Here is a 24,507-nt window from a genome sequence, read left to right as displayed (position 1 = left end):
GGCGTTGCGGGCCGGCCCGGCAATCAAGGTCGGCCCGTTGTTTCTTCGCCTTTGTTCCTTCGCCCATGAGGAGGGTGATCGATGTCAGGACTCAATCCCAGGGACGTGCGCACGGCGGATGACGTCCGCCGGGTGGTCGAGGCGCGCAACCTCTCCCACGTCAAGATCGGTTTCCTCGATCTGGACGGGGTGATGGTCGGCAAGTACATGCACCGCGACAAGTTCTTTGCCGCCCTCGACGGCGGCTTCGCCTTCTGCGACGTGGTGCTGGGCTGGGACAGCAAGGACGAGCTGTACGACAACACGCGCTATACCGGCTGGCACACCGGCTATCCCGACGCCCAGTTGCGCGTGCTGCCGGAGAGCTGTCGCGAGGTACCCTTTGAAGGCGACATGCTGCTGTTCATGGCCGAATTCACCGAGCGGGCCGAGGCGATCTGTCCGCGTGGCCTGCTGCGGCGGGTGCTGGGCCGGGCCGCTGAGATGGGCTTCTCGGTACACGGCTCGCTGGAGTACGAATTCTTCATGTTCCAGGAGACGCCGGAATCGGTGCGCGAGAAGGGCTTTCGCAACCTGCGTCCGCTGACCCCGGACATGATGGGCTACTCCATGCTCAGGAGTTCGGTGCATGCCGAGCTCTACCACGAGCTGCTGGAGCTGTCCCAGCGCATGGACTTCCCCATCGAGGGGCTGCACACCGAGACCGGGCCAGGCGTGCTCGAGGCCGCCATCGGCGTCGACGAGGCGCTGGCCGCCGGCGACAAGGCGGCGCTGTTCAAGACCTTCACCAAGGTGTGGGCCCAGCGACGCGGCCTGATGGCCACCTTCATGGCCAAGTGGTCGCCGGACTATCCCGGCCAGAGCGGCCATATCCACCTGTCGTTAAAGCACCTCGAGAGCGGCGAGTCGGCCTTCTACGACGCCGACGCCGAGCACTCCATGAGCGCCATCCAGCGTCACTTCGTCGCCGGCCAGCAGCGGCTGATGCCGGAGTTTCTGGCCATGTTCGCCCCCACCATCAACAGCTACACCCGGCTAATTCCCGGCTTCTGGGCGCCGACGGACGCCACCTGGGGCGTCGAGAATCGCACCACCGCCCTGCGCGTGATCCCCGGCAGCGCCAAGTCCCAGCGGGTCGAATACCGGCTCGGCAGCGCCGACGCCAACCCCTACCTGGCGCTGGCCGCCGCCATCGGTGCCGGCCTTTATGGCATCGAGCAGGGGCTCGAGCCCGATACCGCGGTCACCGGCAACGCCTACGAGCTCGACCATCCCGAGCACCAGGCGCTGCCGCGAACCCTGTGGGAGGCGGCCCAGCGGCTCAAGGCATCGACTCCGGCGCGCGGGCTCTTTGGCGACGACTTCGTCGAGCACTTTGCCGCCACCCGGGAGTGGGAGGAGCGCGAATTCCGTCGGCATATCACCGACTGGGAGCTCGATCGCTACTTCGAGATCATCTGACGCGGATGCCCGGCATCATGCCGATCGACGGACGATAGAACGGCATCGAGATCATCTGACGCGGATGCCCGGCATCCCGGCATCCCGCCAACCGACAGACGAGAGAACTGCATGGCCATTCAACAGACGATATCGCCGGTGGACGGCTCGGTGTACGTGGAGCGCGAGCAGGCCGGTGCGGCCGAGATCGAAACGGCCCTGGCCCGCGCGGTCGAGGCCCAGCAGGACTGGCGCGAACGTGACGTCGCCGAGCGCTGCCGCCTGTGCAGTGCGATGGTGGACGCCTTCGTCGCCCGGCGCGATCAGCACGCCGAGGAGCTGTGCTGGCAGATGGGCCGGCCCATTTCTCAGGGCGGCGGGGAAATCGGCGGCTTCGAGGAGCGCGCCCGGGCAATGATCGCCATGGCGCCTGAGGCGCTCTCGCCCCTGCGCCTGGCCGACAAGCCCGGCTTTACCCGCTACATTCGCCGCGAACCGCTGGGCGTCTCGCTGATCGTCGCGCCCTGGAACTTCCCCTACATGACCGCGGTGAACGCCGTGGTGCCGGCGATCCTCGCCGGCAATGCGGTGATCCTCAAGCACTCCGCCCAGACCCCGCTGTGTGCCGAGCGCATGGTCGAGGCCGCCCGAGAGGCGGGTATCCCCGAGGGGGTGTTCCAGTACCTGCACCTGAGCCACCAGGCCACCGAGACCCTGATGGGGGACCCTCGCATCGACCATGTGTCCTTCACCGGCTCGGTGGGCGGTGGTCGCACCGTCGAAGCCGCCACCGCCGGGCGCTTTATCGCCACGGCGCTGGAACTCGGCGGCAAGGACGCCGCCTATGTGCGTGCCGACGTCGACCTGGACAGCGCGGTGGAAGGGGTGATGGACGGCGCCTTCTTCAACTCGGGCCAGAGCTGCTGCGGCATCGAGCGGATCTACGTCGAGCGCGCCATCTTCGATGACTTTGTCGAACGGGCGGTGGCCTGGCTCAAGCAGCTCAGGCTCGGCAACCCCTGCGACCCGTCCACCAGCCTGGGACCGGTGGTCAAGCCCGCCGCCGCCGACTTCGTGCGGGGCCAGGTGGAGGCCGCGGTGGCCGCCGGCGCCCGCGCCTGGATCGACCCCGGCGACTATCCGCTGTCGCGCCCCGGCAGCGCCTATCTGGCGCCACAGCTGTTGACCGGGGTCGACCACAGCATGGCGGTGATGCGCGAGGAGAGCTTCGGCCCGGTGGTCGGGGTGATGGCGGTGGATGGCGACGACGAGGCCATCGCCTTGATGAATGACTCCGAGTTCGGCCTGACCGGGGCGATCTTCACCCGCGACCTGGTCGCCGGCGAAGCGCTGGCCGCGCGGCTTCAGGTGGGTACCGCCTTCGTCAATCGCTGCGACTATCTGGACCCGGAGCTGGCCTGGACCGGCGTCAAGCATTCGGGGCGCGGCTGCTCGCTGTCGCGGCTCGGCTTCGACAGCCTGACCCGGCCCAAGTCCTTCCACCTGAAACACGCCTGAGGCAACCATGAGCGATATCAGCCGCTACACCACCAGCTGGAACTACCCCTCGGCCATCCTCACCGGCGCCGGTCGAATTCGTGATCTGCCAGCCCAGTGCCGAGAGCTTGGCATGACGGCGCCGTTGTTGATCACCGATCCGGGGCTCGCGGCGCTGCCGATGGTGCGCGAAGTGCTCGATCACTGCGCCGGCGAAGGACTCAGGGCGGGGCTGTTTGCCGAGATCAAGGGCAATCCCACCGGTGCCAACGTCATCGCCGGCGTCGATGCCTTCCGCCAGGGGGAACACGACGGCGTGATCGCCTTCGGCGGAGGCTCCGGACTCGACGCGGCCAAGGCGGTGGCGCTGATGGCCAATCAGCGCGACGGCCTGTCGCTGTGGTCGCTGGAGGACGTCGGCGACAACTGGAAGAACGCCGACGGCGACGCCATCGTGCCGCTGGTGGCGGTGCCGACCACCGCCGGTACCGGCTCGGAGGTGGGACGCGCCTCGGTGATCACCGACGAGGCCGAGCGGGTCAAGCGCATCATCTTCCACCCCGGCATGGTGCCGGCCCGGGTGATCCTGGACCCGACCCTGACCGTGGGCCTGCCCCCTGCGGTTACCGCCGCTACCGGTATGGATGCCCTGTCCCACTGTCTGGAGGCCTGGTGCGCGCCGGGCTATCACCCCATGGCCGAGGGCATCGCGGTGGAGGGCATGCGCCGGGTCCGTGACTATCTGCCCCGGGCCTACGCCCACGGCGACGACCTGGAGGCCCGGCTCAACATGCTGGTGGCATCGAGCATGGGCGCCACCGCCTTCCAGCGGGGGCTCGGCGCCATGCATGCCCTGGCCCATCCACTGGGGGCGCTGTACGACGCCCACCATGGCACCTTGAACGCCATCCTGATGCCCTATGTGCTCAAGGCCAACGAGCGCGCCATCGGTGAGCCCATGGTGCGCCTGTGTCGCTATCTCGATATCCGCCAGCCGGGCACCTCAAGCGCCATCGACTGGGTGCTCGAGCTGCGCGAGCGGCTCGCGATCCCCCACGACCTGGCGGCCATCGGCATCGACGACGCCGAGGCGGTGAAGATCGGCGAGATGGCGGTGGTCGACCCGTCCGCGGCAAGTAATCCCATCGCCTTTACGGCCGAGGACTATCAACGCATCTTCCTGGCGGCCCAGCAGGGCCGGCTATAGCGCTTGGTATAGCGTTGGTATAGCGCCCGGCCCCGCCCGATGACGTAGTCCTGGCGGCGCCCGGGTCGTCTCTGGCAAGGTGGCCGGCCAGCGTCAAGGGAGTACTGGTGATGGAGAACATCATGCGAATCGGTCTACTGCAGTGCGACGACGTGGCGCCGGAGCTGATCGACGCCCACGGCAACTATCCGGCCATGTTCGAGGCGCTGCTGGCGCCGGCGGCCTTTTCCCTGGGGGTCAGCCTCGAGTGGCAGGTCTACCGTTGCCTGGACGGCGAGATTCCCGATGACGTCGAGGCAGTGGACGCCTGGCTGACCACCGGCTCGAAGTTCGGGGTCAACGACGGCCACGCCTGGATCGCCCGGCTTGAGGACTTCGTGCGCGCGCTCTATCGCGCCGAGAAGCCGCTGGTGGGGGTGTGCTTCGGCCATCAGTTGATCGTCAAGGCGTTGGGCGGCGAGGTGATCAAGAGTCCCAAGGGCTGGGGCGTGGGGCTTTCCAACAATCGGGTCGGCGAGCGCGAGCCCTGGATGACCCCCTGGCAGCATGACCTCGACCTGCTGGTCAGCCATCAGGATCAGGTCGAGACGCTGCCCGAAGGCGCCTCGACCCTGGGCGGCAGCGGCTTCTGCCCCCACTACCTGATCCGCGTCGGCCGCTGCTTTCTCGGCGTCCAGGGCCACCCCGAGTTTCGCCCCGACTACTCCCGCGACCTGATGCACCTGCGCCAGGGCCTGGTCGGGGAAGAACGGGTACGCCAGGGCCAGGCCTCGCTGGCCGGACGCATCGATGACGGCGTGATGGCCGAGTGGATACTGCGCTTCATGCGCGAGGCGATGGCGGTCAGGGAGGGGTGACGAGACGCAAGATGGAGGCCATTATTTGGTGGTGGCAGCCAAGGCACCTGGCAAGCATTAGTTTCGGCAACGAGTGCGTTGTGGGAGAACGAACCTTCTTGTCCTTTTTTTGTCCATACATTTAAAGCATGATCATCGACTTCGATCCGGGGAAGAGCGCTTGGAATGCCAGAGAGCGCGGCCTGCCCTTCAGCGAGGTGTCTCATTTCGATTGGGAAGGGGCGCTACTGACCGAAGACAAGCGCAACGATTACCCGGAGCGTCGGTTTGTTGCCATCGGGATGATCGGTCAGCGGGCCCACGTGGTGTGCTTCACGCCGATTGAAGGTGGAATTCGCGTCATCAGCTTGAGAAAGGCCAACGCTCGGGAGGTGCGGCGCTATGACAAGGCGACTCACGGACAGGACAGGTGAGGTCCGGGAACTCACCGATGAGGATATCGAACGTATGCGCCCCATGGATGAGGTGTTGCCTGCAAACCTCAAACGGGCCATCGGACAGCGGGGGGCGCAACGAACGCCGACGAAGGTGAAGACGTCGATCCGTCTGTCTCGGGACGTCATTGACCACTTCAAGCAGGGCGGTGATGGCTGGCAGCGCCGCATCGACCAGGCCCTGAAACAGTATATTCGAGAACATGGTAGCGATTGAGGTCTGGCCGCCAAATAGCTGGCGGACACGCCAGGCGAGGCCTCGCTGGCCGGACGCATCGACGACGGCGTGATGGCCAAATGGATACTGCGCTTCATGCGCGAGGCGATGGCGGTCAGGGAGGGATGACGATGACTGCAGCAAGCTGAATACGGCTGTACGCTTGTCTCATGTCGCAGGCAGTTTGTCGTGACCAGGCGCGGGGAAGAGCATGCGATCCTTTGACATCGAAGAAGCCAGCACGCAATTGGTACAGCTCGTCGAGCGAGTCCGTCAGGGAGAAGGATGCTTCATTACAATGGCGGGCAAGCCGGTGGTTCGGGTTACCTCCATCGAAAGACCGGAGCCCGAGCACCTGAGGCGGCTTGGCTTTCTTGATGGCCAGTTCAGCGTGCCGGAGGACTTTGATCGTATGTCGGTATGGGACACCTTCTCCCAGTTCGACTCGTCGCAAGGGATACCGTGATGGCGCGTCGGGTTATGGACTCACCGGTCGCGCAGGCGTCTTGTCGCGGGCCTGCTCGAACACGGCAAATTCGCTGTCGCTCAGCCTGGCCTGCTTGCCAATATCGGCCAGCAACGAACCCAGCTTGACCTTGCCCTTGAGCGATACCGCCGTCTCGAGGATCTCGCGTACCTCCGCCTCCATGCTATGACCGTGTCGAGCCGCACGGATGCGCAGGGCGCGATGTACCTCGTCGGGAAGGTTGTGAACCGTCAGCATGGCCATAGGTAGCGTCTCCCAGTGCATTCAGTGCATTCATCGTAGTCACCTGATTGCATGGCAACTAGGCGCGCTGCGGTGTTGGTTGGCAGTATGGGAGCTTCCTTCGCCAGAAAAGCCAGGCTCAGGTGCTCCCTCTTTGCCTATCAACCATCAAACCGCTGTCTGAGTATCCTCAGTCCGTTGCCGACGACCAGCAGGCTCGAGCCCAGGTCGGCAAACACCGCCATCCACAGGGTGGCGTGGCCGGTCAGCGCCAGGGCCAGGAATACCGCCTTGATGCCGAGCGCCAGGGCGATGTTCTGCACCAGCAGGCGGCGGGTGCTACGGGCCAGGTCGATCAGCCGTGGCAGGCTGGCCGGGTCGTCGTTCATCAGTGCGATATCGGCGGTCTCGATGGCCACGTCGCTGCCTGCCGCGCCCATGGCGATGCCGATATCGGCCCGGGCCAGTGCGGGGGCGTCGTTGATGCCGTCGCCGACCATGGCGCACACACCACGGCGGGACAGCGCGTCCAGGCGCGCCAGCTTGTCCTCCGGCAACAGCTCACCGTAGGCCTCGTCGATGCCGGCTTCACGAGCGATGGCATCGACCCTGGCCTGGGCGTCGCCGCTGAGCATACTGACGCTCACCCCCTGGCGATGCAGGCGCTCGATGGCTTGGCGGCTGGTGCTGCGCAGGGCGTCCCTGACCGCGAAGTAGGCCAGCAGCCGATCGTCGCGCCCCAGCCAGACGATGCCGGCGTCGTCGTTGTCGGCGTCACCGCTGGTCAGCTGGGCCTGGCTGACCCCCATCTCGCCGGCCAGGCGGGCGTTGCCGAGCCACACCGTCGCACCGCTATCGGCCTCGCTTGCCACCAGACCACGACCGCCGCGCTCCTCGACACCTTCCAGTGAGACCGCGGGCTGAGAAGCAGGCTGAGAGCCCAGCCCCTGCACCAGGGCGCGGGATACCGGATGGTTGGAGCGCTCCGCCAGGGCGAGGGCCAGGCGCTGTCCCTCGGCGTCGCTGCTGTCACCGAGCGCAGCTGAGCGCACCAGCCGTGGCTTGCCCTCGGTCAGGGTGCCGGTCTTGTCCAGCGCCAGGTGGGTGAGTCGGGTGGCCTGCTCGAGAAAGACGCCGCCCTTGATCAGGATACCCTGGCGTGCGGCGGCACCGAGGCCGCTGACCACCGTTACCGGGGTGGAGATCACCAGCGCGCAGGGGCAGGCGATGACCAGCAGCACCAGGGCGCGGTAGACCCCGTCGAGCCAGGGGCCGAGGCCGAGCAGTGGCCAGCCCAGCGCGACCAGCCCGGCCAGCACGAACACCACCGGGGTGTAGATGGCGGCGAAGCGATCGATGATGCGCTGCGTAGGCGCGCGACGGGACTGGGCTTCTTCCACCGCGTGGATGATGCGCGCCAGGGTGGTGTCATTGGCCCGCCGGGTGATGCGGTAGTCGAAGTCGCCGGCCAGGTTGATGGAGCCGGCGTAGACGCTCTCGCCGAGGGAGCGATCACGCGGCAGGCTCTCGCCGGTGATCGGCGCCTCATCCAGGCTAGGGTCACCGCGCACGATCTCGCCGTCCAGCGCCAGACGCTCGCCGGCGTGTACCCTGACCAGATCACCGATGGCGACGTCGTCAGCGTCGATCTCGCGCCACTCGCCGCTGCCAGACTCTCCTTCATCCAGCACCCGTGCCCTGGGTGGGGCCAGGTCGAGCAGTCCAGAGATGGCCTGGCGCGCGCGTGCAAGCGACCTGGCCTCGAGGTGCTCGGCCAGGGTGAACAGCACGATCACCATGGCCGCCTCGGCCCAGTGGCCGATCAGCATGGCGCCGGTTACCGCCACGCTCATCAGCGCATTGATGTTGAGGGTGCCGTGGCGCAGCGCCACAAGGCCCTTTTTCCAGGTGGGAATGCCGACCAGGGCGATGGCGACGATGGCCAGCAGCGGCGTAAGCCAGCCAGCGGTCAGCCCTAGCCAGCCGATGGCCTCGGCGCCCAGGGCCAGAATGCCGGCCAGCGCGAGGCGCCCCCAGGGCGTCGTCGTGGTGCTGCGGGAATCATCGGCGGCGTCGGCGCCTTGGTCATCCTCGAAGCGAGGCGTCATGCCGGTGTCGCGGACACGGGCGGTCAGGGCGTCTCGATCGACCCCGTGGTGATGGACGACCAGACGACGCTGCATCAGCTGGAAGCTCAGTGCCTCGACCCCGGGAAGATCGGCCAGCGCCTTTCTGAGCACGCCTTCTTCGGTGGGGCAGCACATCTCGTCGATGGTCAGCGCAAGACGACTGGCCGAAGGGGACGCTTCGCTGCTCTGTGGGGTGTCGGCAGTCTCGGCTGCCCCGCAGCAGGTACTGGTTCCCGCCGGCCTGGTTTCGCTTGTTGTTTCGTCTCTAGTTTCGGTCTTGGTTTCAGTGCGGGGCGTGGCACTGGAGGCGCAGCAACTGCCAGCGCTTGCCGAGCTGGTTTCGCTTACTGTTTCGGTCCTGGCGTCGGAGCCGCAGCAGGCATCTGTGCTTGCCGGTCTTGCATCAACACTGGAATCGCCGTCTGCGCTTCGGTAAGCGCAGCAGCCGGCCTTGCTCGTACTTTTCGCGCTGCGCTCTTCAGGGGAATCTGCCATCTTGGGGGAATCTACCATCCTGGGAACTCCACTCGGGTCTCTGAGTCAGAGTTGACACCCTGTAGTCACTATAGGGTCAAGGGCTGGCACGAGACAGTCGATGCCTGGCCAGAATGGACGGACGTTTGGCGAGAGGAAAACCCATGAAGATCGGCGAGCTGGCAAGACGCAGCGGGGTCAAGGTGGAGACGGTGCGCTACTACGAGCGCGAGGGCCTACTGCCCGAGCCTGCGCGCAGCGAGGGCAACTATCGACTCTATCGTGAGGCCCACGCCGAGCGTCTGGACTTTATCCGTCACTGCCGCGCCCTGGACATGACGCTGGACGAGATCCGCGCGCTGCTGGCGTGTCAGGACGATCCCGATCAGCCCTGCGAGGAGGCCGACGCCCTGATCGAGGCGCACCTGGGGCACGTCGAGCAGAGGATCGCTCAGCTCTCCAGGCTCAAGGTCGAACTGGAAGGCCTGCGCCGTCGCTGCGCAGGCCAGGGCAAGGTCGGCGAGTGCGGCATCCTTAATGAACTGTCCCAGCCGGTCGATCCCCCCGAGACGCTGGAGCATGCCCACGTCGGTGGCGTCCATCCGCGGCGTTGAGCCCGGCTGGCGCAAGCCCGCGTCTCCCCTTGCATAGAGCCCGGACAGGACCAGGAGCCGGACACGACAGCGCCGCCCCGAGGGGCGGCGCTGGTGGGTGCCGTGATGCGATGGCCTGGTTGACGTTGTCAGACGACGCGCATCAGGCCTCTTCGGTGCGCCTGGGCAGTACCCAGTCCTTGCGCGGGAAGTGGCAGGTGTAGCCATGGGGAATGCGCTGCAGGTAGTCCTGGTGCTCAGGTTCGGCCTCCCAGAAATCCCCCACCGGCTCGACCTCGGTGACCACCTTGCCGGGCCACAGACCCGAGGCTTCCACGTCGGCGATGGTGTCGAGCGCTTCACGCTTCTGCTCTTCATCCACGTAGTAGATGGCCGAGCGGTAGGACATGCCACGGTCGTTGCCCTGACGATTGGGCGTGGTTGGATCATGGATCTGGAAGAAGTACTCCAGCAGCTTGCGATAGCTGATCACGTCGGGATCGAACAGTATCTCGATACCCTCGGCGTGGGTTCCGTGGTTACGATAGGTGGCGTTTTGCACGTCGCCACCGGTGTAGCCGACCCGGGTGTACTCGACCCCTGGCAACTGGCGAATCAGATCCTGCATGCCCCAGAAGCACCCGCCTGCGAGAACTGCGCGTTGTTGTGCCATGTTCAGACCTCCTCGACTTGATTCAGATATTCGCCGTAGCCCTCGGCTTCCATGTCATCGCGATGGATGAACCTGAGCGACGCCGAGTTGATGCAGTAACGCATGCCTCCCTTGTCCCTGGGGCCGTCGTTGAAGACGTGACCCAGGTGGCTGTCACCGTGGGATGAGCGCACCTCGGTGCGGATCATGCCATGGGACGAATCCACCAGCTCGTTGACGTAGGCCGGCTCGATCGGCTTGGTGAAGCTGGGCCAGCCACAGCCGGACTCGTACTTGTCCGACGAGGCGAACAGCGGCTCGCCAGAGACGATGTCCACGTAGATGCCGGGCTCCTGGTTGTGCAGGTGCTCCCCGGTGCCGGGACGCTCGGTGCCGCTTTCCTGGGTGACCCGATACTGCTCGCGGTTCAGTCGGGCGATGGCCTCGGGTGACTTTTCATAGCTTTTCATGGGCTCTCCTCGTGGGTGGGGGAGACGCAGGCTCGGCGCGATGGCTTGCCATCAAGGTTACACGCCAGCTTGCGGGACCGTAATCAGTCGTGGTGATGGAGAGATCCTTACACGCCTAACGATTCGTGTCACGCCGATGCAGGCATTGGCCCAGCGCCCAGACCTGGTCGATGGCCCAGTCATCGTCGCCGAGCACCAGCAGATCGGCGTCCTGACCGACCGCCAGACGTCCCTTGCGCTTGAGCCCGAGGGCGTCTGCGGCGTGGGTGCTGGCGAGGCCCACGGCGACCTCCAGGGCGATGCCGTGGTCGTTGACGCACTCGCCCAGTACCTCGAACAGGCTGTCCAGGCGGCCCGCCTCGAGGCCGACGAATCGCCCCTCGGCGTCAAAGCGGGGCAGGGAGGCGTTGGCGTCGGAGGACAGGCTGATGCGCGAAGGGTCGACGCGGGCCTTGAGCGCCCTGGCGGCGGCCTCGGAGGCCGGCACCTCTCCGTCGGCCAGAAGCTCCTGCGTGGTGCTGGTGGTGAAGTCGACCCGCCCGCCGTCCCGGGCGAAGCGCAGGCCATCCTCGAACAGCGCCGCGGTGCGGTTGATGTGGGTCGGCATGAACTGGGCGATGGGCAAGGCCGTGGTGCGTGCTACCTCACGCAGGATCTCCAGGCCACCTTCGGCGTCGCCGGTGTGGATGAAGACGATCCCGGACTTGCCGGCGAGCATCCCGGCGGTGCGGCTTTCCGAGGCCAGCCGAGCAAGCTCATGGGCGCTGGGCTGGGAGCCGCGATGGTCGCTGATGGCGACCTCACCGACGCCGATGAACTCGGGGATATGGACGATATCCTCGGCCACCGAGCCGGTCAGGGTCACCGGCGGCAGCTGGTAGGAGCCGGTGTAGGCGTAGCAGCTCAGGCCGCCGGCGGCGAGCTCGCGTACCTTGCCGAGCAGGTTGGCCGGCGTGCGGGTCAGGGCGTCGGTGCCGAGCGCCCCCACCAGGGTGGTGACGCCGGAGGCGATGGCATCCTCGAGGCGGAGCTCGGGGGTGCGGGTGCCAAAGCCGCCTTCGCCACCACCGCCGGTCATGTGCACCAGCGGATCGACCAGGCCAGGGATGACCCGCCGGCCCTCGAGGTCGTGTACCTCGAGGCCGGGAAAGTGTTCATCGACGCTGGCCTCGGGCTCCAGCACCGCCGCGATGCGGCGGTCGGTGATCAGCAGGTGCTTCAGGCCCACCGCGGCAGGGGCGTAGAGGCGGGCATTCTTCAGAAGGGTCAGCATGGCGGCTCCCGAGACAGGGCCGGCCCTGGGGCAGGCCGGCCTGAACGATAAAGGGCAACGTTCACAGTTTGACGTCGTAGCTGAAGTACTCGTTCATGATCTCGTCGTAGGTGCCGTCTGACTTGAGCTCGGCCAGGGCCTCGTTGAAACGCTCGGCGAGTTCACGGTCGCGCTTGCGGAAGGCCACGCCGACGCCCTGGCCGAAGTAGGTCTCGGGCTCCTTGATGAAGTCGCTGATGCGCACGAAGTCGCTCTGCTCGGTATCGATGTCGATCATCGCCTCGGCGATCGGGTAGTCCATGAAGGTCAGGTCCAGGCGGCCGGCACGCAGGTCGGCGACCACGTCGTCGGCACTGGCGTAGCGGCGCACTTCGAGCACATCGCCGTACAGGTCGGTGACGTAGCGATCCTGCAGGGTGGCGCGCTGCACGCCGACGCTCAGGCCCTCGAGGCTGGCCTTGTCGGCGATGTCGATGTCGCGGCCGCGCGGCGTGATCCAGGCGCTCGGGGTGGTGTAGTAGGGCTCGGAAAACAGCACCTGGCGGCTGCGTTCCTCGGTGATCGCCATGGACGACATGATGGCGTCGAACTTGCGCGCCATCAGCGCCGGGATCATGCCGTCCCAGGGCTGCTCGACCCAGGTGCACTGGATCTCGAGGCGCTCGCAGACGGCGTTGCCCAGGTCGATCTCGAAGCCGGTCAGGGTACCGTCGGCGGTCTTGTACTCGAAGGGTTCGTAGGGCACATCGACGGCCAGGCGCAGCGGCTCATCGGCGAGTGCCGGGCCTGCGGCGATCATCAGCGCGGACAGGGCGGAGGCCAGCAGAAGGGGGGAACGATTCATGGGGACTTCCTTGGACAAGAGTGAATAACCACAGCATATGACCCCTGCAGCGATGCATTAGCAGGGGGCTGCCGACAGACAGGGGAATGTCGCCAGGGGAGGGCGAACAAGCAGAACTTTCAAGGCGTTGGAGTATACGCCGGGGACGCTATTCGTCGAACCATTCGCTCAGGGCAAAGCCATCCAGCCAGGGCGGCCGGGGAAGGGACTCTGCGAAGATGGGGAGCCAGGTCAGGGGCACGAAGATGTCCTGTCGCTTCAAGGTGCTGTCGAGTGTTCTAGCGAGTGTTCTAGCGAGTGCTATAGCAAGATTGCCAGCAAGTGTTCCAGCGAGTGCCGGTGGTGACGCCGGACCCGGAAGGTCCGGCGCGGTGCCTGCTCGAGGCGTTGGCTCGAGCAGGACTTGTTGCTTCAGCAAGATGCTTATTCAGCAAAGACTTATTCAGCAAAGTACTTGGCATGAATCTCTTCGTAGGTGCCGTTGTCCTTCAGGGTGGCGAGCGCCTCGTTGAAGGCCTTGGCCAGGTCCTCGTCACGCTGACGGAAGGCGATGCCGAAGCCGTCACCGAAGTACTCCTTGGGCTCGGTGATCTGCTCGCCGACCACCTTGTAGTCGCCTGCCTCGCTGTCCAGCAGGGTCGACTTGCCGACCGGATAGTCGAGGAAGCCGATGTCGACGCGGCCGGAGTCCATGTCCAGCACCAGGTCGTCGGCGGTGGCGTAGCGGCTGACATCGGCCACGTCGCCGTACAGGTCGGTGACGTAGTTGTCCTGCAGGGTGCCACGCTGCACGCCGATGGTCAGACCCTCGAGGGACTCGACGTCAGGGTTGCCCATCTCCAGGTCGGTCGGGGCGAACCAGGCGGACGGCGGGGTGAAGTAGGGGTCGGAGAACAGCACCTGCTCACGACGCTCGTCGTTGATAGTCATGGAGGACATGATGGCGTCGTACTTGCGCGCCATCAGGCCGGGGATGATGCCGTCCCAGCCCTGAACCACCCACTCGCACTGGATGCCGACTTCAGCACAAAGAGCGTTACCCAGATCGATGTCGAAGCCGGTCAGCTCGCCGTCGGGGGTGCGGTATTCCATCGGCTCGTAGGGCACATCGACGCCGATGCGGATGTCACGAACCTCGGCCTGGGCGGTAGAAGCGAGAACCGCGGTGCCGATCAGGCCAGCGGTAAAGAGCTTGCGCAGTGTCATATCGGTAAACCCTTGTTATTGATAAGCGGGTGTTGATGCGATGGGAGGGCGTCTTGTGGACGCATACCATCACCTTAGCGAATCGGGGCCCTCTCAGGAAGGGCAGGGCGGCAGAAATGAAACGCCAGTTCCCAACGCTTGTTTGACGATAGCGCGACGGCGCCGGAGGCGGTGGCCTCCGGCGTCACGACGGCTTAACCGGAGGCCGGCTTCAAGTGAGCCAGCAGGCGCTTTTCCAGATAGCGGAACAGGTACAGGATGGCGAAGGTCAGGCACAGGTAGATCGCCGCCACGAACAGGAAGGCGTCGAAGGGCGCGTAGTAGCGGGCATAGACGAAGCGTGCCGCACCGGTCAGGTCCATGATGGTCACCACGCTGGCGATGGCGCTGGCGTGGAGCATGAAGATCACCTCGTTGCCGTAGGCCGGCAGCGCCCGGCGGAAGGCGCTGGGCAGCACGATGCGGCGCATCATCAGCGAGTAGCGCATGCCGTAGGCCCTGGCCGCCTCGATCTCGCCACGCGGGGTGGCCTTGATCGCACCATGGAAGATCTCGGTAGTGTAGGCCGCGGTGTTCAACGAGAACGCCACCAGCGCCGGGAAGAACGGCTTCTCCAGCAGTACCCATAGCCAGGTGTCCTGGATGCCCTCGACGAACACCACGCCGTAGTAGATAAGATAGAGCTGCACCAGCAGCGGCGTGCCGCGGAACACATAGGTGTAGAAGAAGATCGGCATCTTGATCCAGCGGCGCTTGGAACCCCGGCCGATGGCCAGTGGCACCGCGGCGATCAGGCCGACGATCAATGACAGGAACACCAGCTGGACCGTGGTGGTCAGGCCCTCACCGTAGTAGGACAGGGTGTCGAGGGTGAAGATGGTGTTGTTGGCCAGCAGTGCTTCGATTGAGGCAAGCAGTGAATCCATCAGTCATGCCCTCCGAAGCCGACGTCGTAGCGCTTCTGCAGTCTGGCGAAGAACCACTCCGAGACGCTGGCGATCAGCAGATAGATGACCGCCACGATGATCATGAACAGGAAGGGCTCGCGGGTGGCCTTGGAGGCCTCCGCGGCGACCCGCACCATGTCGGACAGGCCGATTACCGAGACCAGGGCAGTGGTCTTCAACAGCACCATCCAGTTGTTGGACAGGCCCGGCAGGGCATGGCGCATCATCTGCGGGAAGCGAATACGGCGGAACACCAGGGCGTGGCTCATGCCGTAGGCGCGGCCTGCCTCGATCTGGCCGCTGTCCACCGCCAGAAAGGCGCCACGGAAGGTCTCGCCCATATAGGCACCGAAGATCAGGCCGATGGTCAGGACGCCGGCGACGAACTCGTTGACGTTGATGAAGATGTCGATACCGAAGCGGGCATACAGCCAGTCGGTGACCATGTTGATGCCGATCTGGCCGCCGAAGAACAGCAGCATCATCAGCACCAGGTCCGGTACGCCGCGGATGATGGTGGTATAGAGGGTGCCCAGGCGGTGGGCCACCCAGTTGCGCGACATCTTGGCGCTGGCGGTGACAAGGCCAAGCCCGATGGCCAGGATCAGTGACAGCACCGCCAGTTCGATGGTGACCAGCGCCCCCTCGAGAAGGCGTGGCCCGTAACCGTGAAGGTCAATCATGGGTCTCTCCTGGCCGCCTCAGCGCTTGGGTGCAAGGAATTGCTTGAGTCGCTCGGAGCTGGGGTTGCCCAGCACCTGGTCGGGCGGACCCGCTTCCTCGACCTGACCCTGGTGCAGGTAGATCACCTGACTGGAGACGTCGCGGGCGAAGGCCATTTCGTGGGTTACCACAATCATGGTGCGGCCTTCCTCGGCCAGGTCACGCATGACCTTGAGCACGTCGCCGACAAGCTCCGGGTCCAGCGCCGAGGTCGGCTCGTCGAACAGCATGACCTCCGGGTCCATGGCGAGTGCCCGGGCGATGGCACCACGCTGCTGCTGGCCACCGGAAAGCTGGGCCGGATAGTAGTCGGCGCGTTCGGCCAGGCCGACCCGCTTTAGCAGGGCGCGGGCGTGTTCGATGGCCTCCTTCTTCGACTTCTTGAGCACGTGGACAGGCGCTTCGATGACGTTCTCCAGAAGGGTCATGTGGGCCCAGAGGTTGAAGCTCTGGAAGACCATCGACAGCTTGGCGCGCATCTGTACCACCTGGTTCCAGTCGGCAGGCTCGCGGCCGTGCTTGGTTTCCTTGAAGCGGATCTGTTCGCCGTGGACAAACAGCTCGCCCTCGTTGGGCTGTTCAAGCAGGTTCATGCAGCGCAGGAAGGTGCTCTTGCCGGAGCCGGAGGCGCCGATCAGGGTGATGACGTCCCCCTTGCGGGCCTCGAGAGACAGCCCCTTGAGCACTTCGGTGTTGCCAAAGCGCTTCTTGATATTGCGCACTTCCAGCGGAATTGGTGTATCAGCCATGAATCGGGCTCCAGATAGAATCGGCCGTGCCGGGTGGGCCGGCCGGATGGCGCGGGCTGGCGCGAAAAAAACGGGGGATTCTAACAGGCTTGGAACGGCGCAGCAGACGAAGCTGATCCGAGGGGGTATAGACCTTCGTCGAGTATAGGGGCGGGAGTTGTCATGCGTCTATCTCCAGGTTGTTGTTATGTATATATTTATTGTAAGTAAAAGAGGTGCGATCTTACGCTGATGTCAGCCTCACCGGGCGCACCAGCAGCGCCGCTCGAGCGCCGAGTTCTACCCTGGCGTTGGGGAACACCACCTTGAGCGGCTCGTCACCGATACGGGTATCGCCGGCCTGGGCGTCACGCGCCACCACGGTACCGGGGGCGAACTCGGTGAAGTTGGGAATGTCATCGGCAAAGCACAGCGCGAAGTCCTCGCTTTCACGGAACACTTCGACAGCCACCGCAAAGCCATCCAGCTGCTGGATCTCGCCCGACTCGGGCAATTGTCCGGCGATCAGCGATTGAATCAGCCGGCCCATGGGTTCAAGTGGCTCGAGATCATTGTGGCCGAACGGCAACGCCTTGCCGAGTTCCAGGGTAAACGCCTGGGCGCCGTGGTAGTGCTTGCTGTAGTGGGAGAAGGTCCAGCTATGCTGATGCTGCTTGAGCGCCGCCTGGATGCCCGCGCCGGCCATCCAGTGCCACTGCTCGCTATCGGTACGAGTCTCGGCGAAAGGGTCCACCACGAAGCGTGGGTAGTGGCTGTCGCGGATCGCGGTGTGCAGGTCGTAGTGCAGCCTTGGCAGCTGGCTGTGGTCGGCGAAGAAGGCATCCACCGCGGCCATCAGCTCACGCGCGCGGACGGCCTCGTCGCCTAGCTGGTCGAGTTCCCGCCGGAACAGCCGATTAAGGTTGGTCTCGACGAAGCGGGTGTTGCGACGAATCGCCTCGAGGTTGCCGAGGATCACCAATACCGGAGCACCGACAGAGGCAAGCCCTGCCTCCAGGCGCGCCAGGCAATCACCCAGCAGCTCGATCGGCGCGGTCTCGTTGCCGTGGATGCCGACGGACAGCACGCAGGCGCGTGCATCTGCGCTGACGGTGTCCGGGATCAGGCGCAGCAGGCCTGGCCCCTCGATCCGATAGCGGCCGCCTTTTAGCGAGCCTTCCCGGCCCTTGATCGGCCGGTCGGGGGACGACGCATCGGCCTCAAGACTTGCCGTCAGCCACTCAGCCAGCATGGCGACCTCCCGCCAGAGGCGAGGAACAAAGGGAACCTGAGTCGGGTGTCAGAACAAACGTCATCGGGAGTCTTCTTGTTGCCAAGGCATTTATCGAATTCTTGTCGCCGCACCATTGCGAGCCCCCAGGAGGACCCCGTTGCCTCTTATCGGCCCAGAGCTGGCCCACTACCTACCCACTAGCGACCCTCCGGGCCGACTCGCCAGCCGAGCTGGGGCGAACGGAAACAGGGCAGGGCGTGGCCTGTCAGCGGCCGATGGTCGGGCATTCGATCATCGCTGGAGGCGCGGATGCCGCTTCACCTTCTTAGGCAGCGAGGGACCTCGCAAGAGCGAGCGTCGATCTGGTGAAAACCGGGGGTGCGATAATGAAAGGCCCGGCAGCATTCGCCGCCGGGTTGGAGATGAGCGGCCACAGCGGCAGGCGCCTAGAGACCGCGAGCGCCGGTATAGAGGGTATACAGCGATTGACTGGCGGCCATCAGCAGACGGTTGCGCTTCTCTCCGACGAAGCAGACGTTGGCGCAGACTTCTGGCAGCAGGACGCGACCGATCAGGGTGCCATCCGGAGCAAACACGCTGACCCCATCCTTGCCCTCGCCCCCTGAGGTGCCGACCCAGAGGTTGCCGTCCTCATCACAGCACATGCCGTCGTAGCCCTCGCTGGTGCTTTCCACCAGCCTCTCGGCACCAGCCAGCGTCCTGTTCTCGGCGCTGAAAGTGAATCGCGTGATGGTAGCGGGCTGATCGGGATGGTGCGAAGGGGCGGTATCGGTGACATACAGCGAGCTGCCGTCCGGCCCCAGGGCGATACCATTGGGCTTGTAGAGCTCTGTGGTCAGACGGGTCGGCTCCTGCATGCCGTCCTCCCAGTAGTAGATGGCGGTCTCGAGTTCGAGCGAGCGCTGCTTGCCCTCGTAGTCGGAGTGCGCGCCGTAGCCGGGGTCGGTGAAGATGATGGCGCCGCCGGGCAGGGTGACCAGATCGTTGGGGGCATTGAGTGGCTTGCCGTCGAAGGTGCTGGTCAGCACATGGCGACTGCCGTCCCACTCGTAGCGAACCACCTGGGCCGGCGAGTGTTCGCAGGCGATCAGGCGACCACGATCGTCGAAAGCGTTGCCGTTGGAATGGCCGATATGATCACGCAGCACGCTGACCTGGCCGCTGGCCTCGTCCCAGCGCATCTGCCGGGCCCTGGGGATGTCGCTGAACACTGCGTAGCGACCCACGGCGTTCCAGGCAGGCCCCTCGAGCCAGAGTCCGCCCGTCCATTCCCGTTCCAGCGGGGCGTTGAACAGCATGTACTGCTTGAAGCGATCATCCACCACCTGCCAGGCGTCGATCGGATAGCGCTCGGGCGTGCCGCCGGCGTGGGCAAATAGCGACGGCGCCGCAGCGGTGGCGCCGATGGCCGCCGTGGCGGCAAGAAACTCTCGTCTTCCCAGTGACATTGCTTGACCTCCATGCAGTGAAAGGGCGACCGAGGTGGTCGCCCTTTCAGCGTATGAGGTGTTCACTGGTCTGTATGTTATACATTCTGACGAAGTCAGGCGGCCCTGCGGCAGCGCCTGACTATTGCTCAGCCCTGGCGATAGGGCTCGCACTCCTCGCCCTGTTCGACCTCTATCAGCTCCTCGACCGGGTAGTCCAGATCCTGTGCGCGCTGGACCAGCGAGCGGTAGGTCGCATCGTCAAGCTGGGGACTTCTGGCGAGGATCCACAGATAGTCGCGGTCCGGTCCGGTGACCAGCGACCATTGTCCGGCGTCATCCAGCGCCAGAATGTTGTAGCTTGCATAGAAGGGGCCGAAGAAGCTCACCTTCAGGCGGCCGACGTTGTCTTCCTCCAGCAGGTAGGCCTTGCCTTCGGCCACGTCGGGCTCGCCCTTGGACAGGTCGACGCCACGGTTGATCACCTGGACGCCACCGTCATCCCGGGTGGCGTAGTCGGCGGTGACGCAGTCGAGCCCTTCCTCGAAGCTGTGATCGAAGCGCGCGATCTCGTACCAGCGACCCAGATAGTCCTCCAGGGCGAAGTCATCGATGGGCTGGGTGCCAGAGGGCAGGCCTGTGCAGGCCGACAGCACCAGCGGGGCGCCAACGGCTGCGAGCAGGGTGGAGAGGCGCGTCGGCTTTCGAGCCGGGGCCGACGAAGGCCGGCGTCCTTGCGTATCCATGAGGGCTCCTGAAGGGTGGCAGGCGGGTGGAAGACGAGTCACCGCTGAATGTGTTGCATAATTTCCGTACAAGAAGTGTATGTCTTTTTTGCTGCTGTTGTCCAAGAGGCTTCCCGCTTGAGGTCGAGCAGCCATAAACGTGCAAGGAGCGCCGCATGACGCTAAAGGGGACACCCGGAGAGGCCGCGCAGGGAACGGCAGGTAGCCAGCTGGGCCAGCACTATGATGCCAAAGGAAGCCTGCTGGCACGGCTCGAGCGTGCCTTCGTCGAGGCGGGATGCGACCCCGACCATCTGAGTCACAACGAGATGGCCGGTATCGATCAACTGCATCTGGGGGGCAGGGCGGCCAGCCGGCGATTGATGGCCCTGGCGGGGGGAGATGCCGGCCAGTCCCCGAACAAGGGGGACGGTCCTCGCTTGGACGCGGTCGCGGGCACGGGTTCCAGCGGCGCAGCGCGCCTTCTCGATCTGGGGTGCGGTACCGGCGGCGCCAGTCGTCTGCTGGCCCGCGAGCTTGGCTACGAAGTGGTGGGGGTGGATATCACGCCGGGTTTCATCGAGGTCGCGACCTGGCTGAGTCGGGCCTGTGGACTGGAGGACAGTACCCGTTTCGTGTGCGCCGATGCTGCCGAGTTGCCGCTGGGGGATGCCAGTGTCGAGGCGGTGTGGTGCCAGCATGCCCTGCTCAATATGCCGGACATCGCCGCTGTGCTGAGCGAGTGTCGCAGGGTGCTCGCCCCGGGCGGCAGGTTGCTGCTCCACGAGGTGGTTCGAGGCGACAATCCTGCGCCGTTATCGCTGCCGGTGCCCTGGGCGAGAACGCCCGAGCATAGCCGACTGTTGTCCCTGAAGGATCTCGAGCAACACCTCCAGGCCGCCGGGTTTCAGCGCCAGGCACTGGAGGATGTCAGCGCCGAGGCGCTGGCCTGGCGCAGCCATCACCGGCGTCGCGAGCAGGGCGGGACCGACCGCCGAGCCCATGGGGGCAGCAACACGGACCAGGCGCAGCCGCCCAGGCAGGAGGGGGGCGAGTCGTCACCTCAGGCGTCAGGACCTGCTGCCCGTCCTCCCATTCGTCCCCGCTTGCCCGGGCCTGCGCTGATCTTTGGTGAGGTCTTCGTGGAGATGGGCCGTAACCTGCTCGATAACCTCAGCGACGACCGGGTTAGGGTGGTCCAGGGGGTGTGGCAACACCACCCATTGCCGCGAACCTGACAGTTTGACCCCCTGAATTCAAGCACCTGGATTCATAGAATAAGCGCCGCTGTATGTCGTTCAGCGGACGGCCTCCTCCAGGAGGCTCCCTCTCCCATGGTTGCCTCCTCGGGGGCACGGGTTTGCCAAGCCTGCTAATGCTCTGTGCTCTCTGGTCGTCTCTCTGCATTCTTCTCTCGGCATCCTTCTCTGTTTCCTGCCTTCCCTCCGTGCTTTTTTCGCGGGCTCTCTCGGCCGACGCGCGACGCCTTGGTACAGGGTGGCCTGGTGCGGTTGTGTCACGTCGAGCTGGCATGCGCCACCTGACCGGGTTCTGGTCTGACCATTGTCTTGATGGATCACAGGGGCGGGCTTTCACGGCGCTCTTGCATTTGGGTATCCTGTAAATATATTTTATACAATCTACGTTTTTGGCGGCGTTGCCTGAGTCTGGGTGTATCGGCCTGTCGAAGCGTTGGGGAATGTGGAATCTGGCGATGGGCGCTGGATACACCGATGGAGTCAATACAATGAACAACAAGGCCTTGAGTGCAGCAGCGATCGGAAGTCTGGTGATGGGGCTGGTGGCGCCTGCCCTGGCGGCTGACGTCGAGTGGAAGGTGCCGACCTCGGTACCGGCGGGCTCCCCTTTTTACGAGAACTTTCTGGAGCGGTTTGCCGACAACGCCGACACCCTCAGCCAGGGTCGGGTGGAGATCAAACCCTTCGGCGCAGGGGTGATCGTACCTGCGTTGCAGGTATACGAGGCCGTGCTGGAAGGCACCGTGGAGGCGGGGCACTCCACGCCCAGCTACCTGGTAAACCAGAAGCCCATCAACGCCATCTTTGCCGGCTTCCCCGGTGGCATGGGGCCGGAGACCTATATCAACTGGATCTACGAAGGGGGCGGTCAAGAGGCCTTGCAGGAGCTGCGCGCCAGCGAGGGGTTGCATTCCTTGATCGTCGGTATCGGCTCCACCGAAGTCTTCGCTCACGCCAACGTCAGGATCGATGGTGCCGACGATCTCGAAGGTTTGAAGTATCGTACGTCGGGCCCCTGGGCGGAGGTGATGCGTGAATACTACGGCGCAGTGCCGACCGTGGTGCCGCCGGGGGACACCTACACCCTGCTTCAGCGCAAGGGTGTCGACGCGGTGGAGTGGGCAACCCCATCGAGCAACCAGCCAGAAGGGTTCCATGAAGCCGCCAAGTACATCGTGGTTCCCGGCGTGCATCAGCCCACCTTCCTTTGGGAGGTTGTCGTGACCGAGGACACCTGGGCGGCCGTCCCAGACGACCTCAAGCCGCTGATCGAAGCCGCCGCCAAGCTCACGACCTATGAAGGCCTGAGCCAGTTCTATCACCAGGACATGCTGGCCATGGAGGCTTACCGTTCGGGCCGCAATGAAGTGGTGAGCCTGGACCCCGAGTTTGTCGAGGATCTGGCCCAGAGCGGTCGGGCCTGGATGGAGGCCACGGTTGAAGCGTCAGACGATCCTGCAATGCAGGCGCTGCTGGAAGACTACCGCACCTACCAGCAGCGCTGGAGCGAGCAGAACGACTACCTGATCCGCGACTGACCCCTCAACCGATCCTGGAGGAACGTCACCTCGGCCTGCGGGGTGACGCCTATTCATGAATACACTGATGAACCTCATCGACAGGGCGTCGACGCTGCTGGCGTGGGGCAGTCGCCTGGCGCTTGTCGCCCTGACCGGCGCCATGCTCTACGAAGTCATTGCACGCTATGTCTTCAATGCCTCGACCATCTGGGCCTTCGATCTGTCCTACATGGCCACGGGAACTGCCTTTGTTCTCGGCATCGCCTGGACCGCCAAGGTGGATGGCCACGTCAGGGTCGATGCCTTTAGTCGCCTGCTTCCGCCGCGTCTGGCCCAGCGCCTGCACGGTGCCGTCTATCTACTGCTGATGATGCCGGTGGTGGCGCTGATGGCGCATCACGGATGGCTGCGCACCCTGCGGGCCTGGCACACCAATGAGGTGGAAATGGTCAGCGTATGGGCACCCAGGATGTGGCCGCTCTACGCCCTTATCGCCATCGGGCTTTCCCTCTTCGCCTGCCAGCTTGCGGTGGACGGAGTGCGGCAGCTTTGTACAGTACGTACCACCGAGGAGAGTCGCTGATGGATGCCCTCGTTGCCGGTCTGATGTTTCCCGGCTTATTTCTGCTTATCTTCCTGGGCATCCCCATCGCCTATTCGTTGACGTTGGTCTCGGTTGCCGCTGGCTGGTACGCCTTCGGACCGATGATCTTTCAGCAGCTGTACGGTAGCGTCTACAGCGCCGCCACCCACTATGTGCTGTCTTCCATCCCGCTGTTTGTGCTGATGGGAGGAATCCTCGAGAAGTCGGGAATCGCGCGTCAACTGTTCGATGCCATCCAGCTCTGGATCGGCCGACTGCCTGGGGGGCTGGCGCTGACGACGATCGCCATGGCGGCCATCTTTGCCGCCGCCTCTGGAGTGGTCGGTGCTGTCGAGATCATGATCGGTCTGATGGCGATACCCGCGATGCGCGCCTATGGCTATCGCAATAGCCTGATGAGCGGGACCATCTGCGCCGGGGGCTCTCTGGGCACGATCATTCCGCCGACCGTGATCGTGGTGGTGTATGCGGCCCTTGCCCAGCTTTCCATCGGCGAACTCTTTGCCGCCATCATTCTGCCAGGCGGATTGATGGTCTCGCTGTTTGCTCTCTACATTCTGGTGCGCTGCGCCCTGCGCCCCCAGGACGGCCCTCCGGCCGTGGAGGCGACACCCTTGCCGCTGGGCCAGAAGCTCGCGATCACCGCCAAGGCCCTGGTACCCCCGCTGTTGTTGATGTTTGCGGTGCTGGGCTCGCTGCTGATGGGCATTGCCTCACCGACAGAGGCGGCGGCGGTCGGCGTGGGCGGCGCCTTGCTGCTGGCTGTGATGAATGGCGGTATCAGCGTCCAGGCGCTAGGGGAGTCGCTGTCCCTGACGGTGCGCATCACCGCCATGATTCTGCTGATCGTGGCGGGGGGCACCATGTTTACTGGGATCTTTGCGGTCAACGGCGGCGGCGAGATGGTGGCCGAGATCGCTGAGCAGCTCGGCGGCCCCACCGGTGTCATACTGTTCTTCCTCGGCGTGACCTTCCTGCTCGGCTTCGTGCTCGACTGGACCTCCATCGTGCTGATCTGCGTTCCGATCTTCACGCCGGTGGTCAAGCAACTGGGCATCGATCCGGTCTGGTTCGCCACCCTGGTGCTGGTGACCATCCAGACCAGCTATCTCACCCCACCGATGGCATCATCGATCTTCTATCTGAAGTCCATCGCCCCGGATGACATCACCTACGGTCAGATGTGCCGAGGCGTGCTGCCCTTCATCGCGATCCAGCTGGTGACGCTACTGGCGGTGGCACTGGTGCCGAGTCTGGCGACATGGTTGCCAGAGCAGATCGTGGGGTTCTGAAGACCGGCCCGGCTCGAGGATGCCG

25 protein-coding genes are annotated in these 24,507 nt (G+C 64.8%); 12 read left to right on the top strand and 13 right to left on the bottom strand.

From position 1 onward, the window contains the following. Nucleotides 1-81 precede the first annotated feature (81 nt). The 7 genes from NFI08_RS00705 to NFI08_RS00675 all read left to right on the top strand — a co-directional run bounded on the left by NFI08_RS00705 (nucleotide 82) and on the right by NFI08_RS00675 (nucleotide 6,118). On the top strand, nucleotides 82-1,461 hold the full coding sequence (locus tag NFI08_RS00705) for a glutamine synthetase family protein (RefSeq protein ID WP_349586432.1): 1,380 nt from the start codon (nucleotides 82-84) through the stop codon (nucleotides 1,459-1,461). A gap of 111 nt (nucleotides 1,462-1,572) precedes the next feature. Then, nucleotides 1,573-2,958, top strand: coding sequence for an aldehyde dehydrogenase family protein (locus NFI08_RS00700; protein ID WP_349586429.1), 1,386 nt, complete (start codon nucleotides 1,573-1,575; stop codon nucleotides 2,956-2,958). A 7-nt stretch (nucleotides 2,959-2,965) separates the two neighbouring features. Beyond that, nucleotides 2,966-4,144 carry an iron-containing alcohol dehydrogenase gene (locus tag NFI08_RS00695; RefSeq protein ID WP_185696393.1) on the top strand — a complete coding sequence of 393 codons (1,179 nt, stop codon included), beginning with the start codon at nucleotides 2,966-2,968 and terminating at the stop codon, nucleotides 4,142-4,144. Nucleotides 4,145-4,266: 122 nt separating this feature from the next. Continuing rightward, nucleotides 4,267-5,001: a glutamine amidotransferase-related protein gene (locus NFI08_RS00690; RefSeq protein WP_108132551.1), complete on the top strand. Its 735-nt coding sequence runs from the start codon at nucleotides 4,267-4,269 to the stop codon at nucleotides 4,999-5,001. Nucleotides 5,002-5,129: 128 nt separating this feature from the next. Further along, nucleotides 5,130-5,414, top strand: coding sequence for a BrnT family toxin (locus NFI08_RS00685; protein ID WP_108132400.1), 285 nt, complete (start codon nucleotides 5,130-5,132; stop codon nucleotides 5,412-5,414). Continuing rightward, on the top strand, nucleotides 5,383-5,652 hold the full coding sequence (locus NFI08_RS00680) for a BrnA antitoxin family protein (protein WP_108132401.1): 270 nt from the start codon (nucleotides 5,383-5,385) through the stop codon (nucleotides 5,650-5,652). Before NFI08_RS00685 ends, NFI08_RS00680 begins: the two co-directional genes overlap by 32 nt. Nucleotides 5,653-5,863: 211 nt before the next feature. Beyond that, a complete protein-coding gene (locus tag NFI08_RS00675) occupies nucleotides 5,864-6,118 on the top strand; it encodes a type II toxin-antitoxin system Phd/YefM family antitoxin (RefSeq protein WP_045992800.1) in 255 nt (84 codons plus the stop codon). Between the two features lie 12 nt (nucleotides 6,119-6,130). Here the strand turns inward: NFI08_RS00675 and NFI08_RS00670 are convergent, their stop codons facing one another. Together NFI08_RS00670 and NFI08_RS00665 are read right to left on the bottom strand one after the other, a co-directional pair. Then, nucleotides 6,131-6,382: a FitA-like ribbon-helix-helix domain-containing protein gene (locus NFI08_RS00670; protein WP_287164245.1), complete on the bottom strand. Its 252-nt coding sequence runs from the start codon at nucleotides 6,380-6,382 to the stop codon at nucleotides 6,131-6,133. 140 nt (nucleotides 6,383-6,522) lie between these two features. Continuing rightward, nucleotides 6,523-8,625, bottom strand: coding sequence for a heavy metal translocating P-type ATPase (locus NFI08_RS00665; RefSeq protein ID WP_349586422.1), 2,103 nt, complete (start codon nucleotides 8,623-8,625; stop codon nucleotides 6,523-6,525). A gap of 503 nt (nucleotides 8,626-9,128) precedes the next feature. On the opposite strand from NFI08_RS00665, the gene cadR reads away from it, so the two are divergent. After that, nucleotides 9,129-9,578, top strand: coding sequence for a Cd(II)/Pb(II)-responsive transcriptional regulator (gene cadR, locus NFI08_RS00660; RefSeq protein WP_222515997.1), 450 nt, complete (start codon nucleotides 9,129-9,131; stop codon nucleotides 9,576-9,578). Nucleotides 9,579-9,720: 142 nt separating this feature from the next. Here the strand turns inward: cadR and msrA are convergent, their stop codons facing one another. From msrA to NFI08_RS00605, 11 genes are all read right to left on the bottom strand, one after another. Further along, a complete protein-coding gene (msrA, locus tag NFI08_RS00655) occupies nucleotides 9,721-10,230 on the bottom strand; it encodes a peptide-methionine (S)-S-oxide reductase MsrA (protein ID WP_045992797.1) in 510 nt (169 codons plus the stop codon). A 2-nt stretch (nucleotides 10,231-10,232) separates the two neighbouring features. Next, on the bottom strand, nucleotides 10,233-10,679 hold the full coding sequence (gene msrB / locus NFI08_RS00650) for a peptide-methionine (R)-S-oxide reductase MsrB (RefSeq protein WP_108132402.1): 447 nt from the start codon (nucleotides 10,677-10,679) through the stop codon (nucleotides 10,233-10,235). Nucleotides 10,680-10,794: 115 nt separating this feature from the next. Continuing rightward, the gene (gene iadA, locus NFI08_RS00645; RefSeq protein ID WP_349586417.1) at nucleotides 10,795-11,952 is read right to left on the bottom strand and encodes a beta-aspartyl-peptidase; all 1,158 of its coding nucleotides are present in this window, start codon (nucleotides 11,950-11,952) and stop codon (nucleotides 10,795-10,797) included. A 61-nt stretch (nucleotides 11,953-12,013) separates the two neighbouring features. Further along, nucleotides 12,014-12,796 (bottom strand): transporter substrate-binding domain-containing protein, encoded by a 783-nt coding sequence (locus NFI08_RS00640; RefSeq protein WP_349586414.1) that lies wholly within the window; start codon nucleotides 12,794-12,796, stop codon nucleotides 12,014-12,016. Nucleotides 12,797-13,234: 438 nt separating this feature from the next. Next, nucleotides 13,235-14,002: a transporter substrate-binding domain-containing protein gene (locus NFI08_RS00635; RefSeq protein ID WP_371931862.1), complete on the bottom strand. Its 768-nt coding sequence runs from the start codon at nucleotides 14,000-14,002 to the stop codon at nucleotides 13,235-13,237. A gap of 194 nt (nucleotides 14,003-14,196) precedes the next feature. Beyond that, a complete protein-coding gene (locus tag NFI08_RS00630; RefSeq protein ID WP_045992794.1) occupies nucleotides 14,197-14,928 on the bottom strand; it encodes an ABC transporter permease in 732 nt (243 codons plus the stop codon). Continuing rightward, nucleotides 14,928-15,632, bottom strand: coding sequence for an ABC transporter permease (locus NFI08_RS00625; protein WP_045992793.1), 705 nt, complete (start codon nucleotides 15,630-15,632; stop codon nucleotides 14,928-14,930). Before NFI08_RS00625 ends, NFI08_RS00630 begins: the two co-directional genes overlap by 1 nt. An 18-nt stretch (nucleotides 15,633-15,650) precedes the next feature. After that, nucleotides 15,651-16,421 carry an ABC transporter ATP-binding protein gene (locus NFI08_RS00620; RefSeq protein WP_045992792.1) on the bottom strand — a complete coding sequence of 257 codons (771 nt, stop codon included), beginning with the start codon at nucleotides 16,419-16,421 and terminating at the stop codon, nucleotides 15,651-15,653. A gap of 223 nt (nucleotides 16,422-16,644) precedes the next feature. Beyond that, complete coding sequence (locus NFI08_RS00615) at nucleotides 16,645-17,652, bottom strand: succinylglutamate desuccinylase (RefSeq protein WP_349586409.1); 1,008 nt, start codon at nucleotides 17,650-17,652, stop codon at nucleotides 16,645-16,647. A 428-nt stretch (nucleotides 17,653-18,080) separates the two neighbouring features. Then, complete coding sequence (locus tag NFI08_RS00610) at nucleotides 18,081-19,103, bottom strand: SMP-30/gluconolactonase/LRE family protein (protein WP_045992790.1); 1,023 nt, start codon at nucleotides 19,101-19,103, stop codon at nucleotides 18,081-18,083. A gap of 128 nt (nucleotides 19,104-19,231) precedes the next feature. After that, nucleotides 19,232-19,828 (bottom strand): lipocalin family protein, encoded by a 597-nt coding sequence (locus tag NFI08_RS00605; protein WP_108448237.1) that lies wholly within the window; start codon nucleotides 19,826-19,828, stop codon nucleotides 19,232-19,234. A gap of 155 nt (nucleotides 19,829-19,983) precedes the next feature. Between NFI08_RS00605 and NFI08_RS00600 the strand changes: the two genes are divergently transcribed. From NFI08_RS00600 to NFI08_RS00585, 4 genes are all read left to right on the top strand, one after another. After that, on the top strand, nucleotides 19,984-21,045 hold the full coding sequence (locus NFI08_RS00600) for a class I SAM-dependent methyltransferase (RefSeq protein WP_349586405.1): 1,062 nt from the start codon (nucleotides 19,984-19,986) through the stop codon (nucleotides 21,043-21,045). Nucleotides 21,046-21,554: 509 nt separating this feature from the next. Further along, nucleotides 21,555-22,604 (top strand): TRAP transporter substrate-binding protein DctP, encoded by a 1,050-nt coding sequence (gene dctP / locus NFI08_RS00595; RefSeq protein ID WP_108132408.1) that lies wholly within the window; start codon nucleotides 21,555-21,557, stop codon nucleotides 22,602-22,604. 55 nt (nucleotides 22,605-22,659) lie between these two features. Then, nucleotides 22,660-23,169: a TRAP transporter small permease subunit gene (locus NFI08_RS00590; protein ID WP_240184180.1), complete on the top strand. Its 510-nt coding sequence runs from the start codon at nucleotides 22,660-22,662 to the stop codon at nucleotides 23,167-23,169. Next, complete coding sequence (locus NFI08_RS00585; RefSeq protein WP_045991708.1) at nucleotides 23,169-24,482, top strand: TRAP transporter large permease; 1,314 nt, start codon at nucleotides 23,169-23,171, stop codon at nucleotides 24,480-24,482. The genes NFI08_RS00590 and NFI08_RS00585 overlap by 1 nt, the downstream gene beginning before the upstream one ends. Nucleotides 24,483-24,507 lie beyond the last annotated feature (25 nt).

Source organism: Halomonas sp. EF61, from assembly GCF_040147045.1.
Classification (GTDB): domain Bacteria; phylum Pseudomonadota; class Gammaproteobacteria; order Pseudomonadales; family Halomonadaceae; genus Halomonas; species Halomonas litopenaei.
The sequence above is the reverse complement of the archived record's forward strand: the minus strand, read 5'-3'. Positions and strand labels throughout refer to the sequence as shown.